The organism is Oribacterium sp. P6A1 (assembly GCF_000702885.1).
Lineage (GTDB): Bacteria > Bacillota > Clostridia > Lachnospirales > Lachnospiraceae > Oribacterium.
This window is the reverse complement of record NZ_JNKO01000069.1, coordinates 1-3,235: the sequence shown is the minus strand read 5'-3', so window position 1 is coordinate 3,235 and position 3,235 is coordinate 1. Positions and strand designations below refer to the sequence as shown.

Annotated in this window: 4 protein-coding genes; all 4 read right to left on the bottom strand. The window is 37.7% G+C overall.

From position 1 onward, the window contains the following. Positions 1–146: 146 nt before the first annotated feature. The 4 genes from T515_RS17510 to T515_RS15865 all read right to left on the bottom strand — a co-directional run bounded on the left by T515_RS17510 (position 147) and on the right by T515_RS15865 (position 3,031). Entirely contained in the window at positions 147–482 is a 336-nt protein-coding gene (locus tag T515_RS17510) for a hypothetical protein (protein ID WP_155988413.1), read from the bottom strand. 12 nt (positions 483–494) lie between these two features. Further along, positions 495–1,046, bottom strand: coding sequence for a hypothetical protein (locus T515_RS15880; RefSeq protein ID WP_036613437.1), 552 nt, complete (start codon positions 1,044–1,046; stop codon positions 495–497). 498 nt (positions 1,047–1,544) lie between these two features. Continuing rightward, positions 1,545–2,234 carry a hypothetical protein gene (locus tag T515_RS17740; RefSeq protein WP_197026471.1) on the bottom strand — a complete coding sequence of 230 codons (690 nt, stop codon included), beginning with the start codon at positions 2,232–2,234 and terminating at the stop codon, positions 1,545–1,547. Between the two features lie 62 nt (positions 2,235–2,296). Further along, positions 2,297–3,031: a DUF3592 domain-containing protein gene (locus T515_RS15865; RefSeq protein ID WP_036613432.1), complete on the bottom strand. Its 735-nt coding sequence runs from the start codon at positions 3,029–3,031 to the stop codon at positions 2,297–2,299. Positions 3,032–3,235 lie beyond the last annotated feature (204 nt).

The following is a 3,235-nucleotide window of genomic DNA, read 5'->3' as shown; positions in this document are numbered from 1 at the left end:
TCTTTGTTCCAAAAATTGATTTTGATATTTTCAAGGTACAATTGTTTATATGAAGCAGCCGTCTGAAAAATTAGGCGGTTGCTGAGCATACACTATTTACCTTGTCTCTCGATTTCAATAGAAGTATAGCAATATTTTTCTTTCTCTTACAATAGAATAAAAGCGCTCACAAGGATCATAATTACCGACATTACCAATGATATGATAGCAGACGCTTGCTTCCCATAACGTTTAAGAGCGATAATGCTTACAATAATATTTGCTATGCATATAGGCAGCAGTACAAAGGCCATCAGATATAAAAAGCCTATCAGCATAAATCCGCCGAATAAGACGGCCCATCCTGTCACAGGATTATCACAGCCTCCTGATGTTACATTTGAAAAAATAAATATCCCACATGCAGATACTCCGCAACAGATAAGCTGAAATACATCCAGTACACAATTCACTAACTGCAACCCGGTCTTTTTTTCGTTCATACTCACTCCGCTTTAGTTTTGCATTACGCAGCCACAATCCCCGACCCTGTTTCTTTTCCCGGTCATAATGAAAAGAAGAACAGGCACTATGTATTCGAATAATGGAATAAATGAAAAGAGACCAAGTAAAACAGCCTTTCCTGCATCAAGTTTTCCTGCCTTATACATTCTTCTGCATGCCAAGGTCACAACAATGGATGTGCAGCCATATACTATCGCCATATAAATCCATAAGAAAATCGAAACAATAAATCCCAGCGGTGCTATAAGAAGACCGATAGACCATAATCCTAACAAAATTCCCGGTAAAATCTGAGGATACTTCACATACAGAGAAACTTTTGCCGCAAAAAATTCATCATATCTCTCATCCCTGAACATTTTGATTAGTCCGATAACATAAGTCACCAGAGTCACCAACGCGAACATGACACATATGACTTCCGAAATAATTCCTGCCGTATCTTCTGCGAGGTTTTCATACAATTCATAAGATATGATCATTAAAAACACCCAGATATAGCTGCTCAGTGCCAGCGGAGTAAATAAAAGATATTTTTTCATCAGTTTCTCCCCCTTCTCCTTGTTTCACCCATGTGCCTGATTGCAAAAATCAACGCCAATACTATGATGCTCACAATCTGAAATAATAAAATGATGCAAAGCGGAACAAACAATAATCCATACAACTGCATAAGTCGTAAAAAAAGTGTCATATGATCATAAGGAATATCATAAGTGATGCCATATGCAACGAACGTCGTCAGAATCAGTAACACATTCAATGCCGACGTGCATAACACAAATAATATAGCTTTACCTACGCTGCTTTTAGAAATTGTATGCCCCACCATTTTCCCCTATCACATTTTGTTAAAAATGTCGTTTTTTATCTTACTCTTAATAAAATCATTTTCAATGTCTAAATTTTAACAAAAGTCTTTCAACACTATGTCATATGCCTACTGCCATAGCTCACCACAGAAAGAATCCGGCTTCACTTTTCTCGCAGTGTTGAAAACAAACTTTACACTCAGCCATTTAAACCTCCTGTTGTAAGCATTATTCTTCTACGTACCCAAGTTCTATATACTGCTGATAATACTCATCATAGAGCCCGCAGCATGCATCCATACCCATATTAGTGGAAAATGCTTTCTGCATAACAACTTCCCAGCTGCCATATTTCTCAAACATTTCATCAGGTGTAGGTCCATCCTCGTGCCCGTAGGTATCCAGGTTACTCTGCTTCAGCTTTTTAAGCCCTTCGGGATCGTCTTTGTATGATTCAAGTCTTATGCGGTTTTTTTCGGCAGACACAGCCCTTGCCATTTCCTCAACCGATGCGCCTTCAGTTGTCATCTTATGAAGAATTTCATCCATTGATTTCAAAGACTTATGATATTCCGTGCGTTTTTCCTTTGCATCCTGAACAACCTTCGGATCTGTCCAGTCATATTCAGCATAGGTACCAAGACGCTCAGAATCAGGACTTGGTGAGAACCCGTATACCGCCGCAGGATTTTCAACGATATCTGCCATCGCTTTCGGATTTTTTCTCGGATCATGTACATATGAAAAGGACGAATCAGAAGTTTTATCTGTCACACCCTGTTCTTTCACTGCTGTGCTGTCTTCTGTAACAGCTGTAGTTTCTGCTGCAGGCACAGACAGATCTGTCCCCATACCGCAGCCGCAGAACAATGTCAAAGCACATAACGTTATCGCCAATACTCTTATCTTTCTTTTCATGAATGTACTCTCCTATTCGTAACCGGACTTTAGAGAAATTCTCCAAAAACACTGTAATATATTTATTTCCTTTTTCTCACGCTTCGCATCTTTTTCTTTGATACTGCAGCCACAATAACAGACCAGACAAATCCTATACAAAGAACAACCCAGATATCCAGTGTAGGTGTATCTACAGTTTCACCATACTTAAGCTTTTCAAACAATGAATAAGACATAAACGGAATAAAAATAAAAGTACAGACAGCCATAATTATTCCATATATATAAGCCGATTCCAGTTCATCCATTGTAGGCTTGGGATGCTTATTCTTAAAGCTTATGTATAGCGGAACAGTAACTATAAATAAAACAATTGCTATCAGAAAATTCCATATTGATAAAGTCCATGTGCTTTGTGAGGAACTCATATGCACATTGGTGTTGTCAGGACTCACCCAGACAGTTGACAGGTTTTCATCAGGATACTCCAAAAGTCCGTCTTCTTCATAAATGTAATCATTTCCATCAGTAAAAGTATAATGGATCGTACAACTATATTCCGTTCTGAATTGCTTTGCTGCCGCAGCATAATGTTCACTGCTGCTTATATCAGTAATATACCCCGGGCAGGGTATATAATCACTGCTCTCCTGTGAACCCTGATAATTTGCTATACCTATACAAAGCATAAAAAGTGAAGCTCCGAAAGTATAAAGATGTATATACTTTTTAAATCTGTCAAACCCTATCCTGCTTTGAATAACAGAAACTATTCCGATTATAATTACAGCATAAGTTATTATATTATTCATCATAAATTATTTTTACCCCCATTAACTTCTTTACGGCAAGCGTATTCAGTTATCTTTTTACCCCACAACATAATAGCAGTTTTTGAGCGTTATGGAATAAATTCAATAATCAGAAGGTAAGTAGTGTGTGCTCAACAATCAAAAAGCCTTGATTTTACTGACTTTTTTGCCTGTACATGAGATAATTAATGCAAGGAATTACATTAA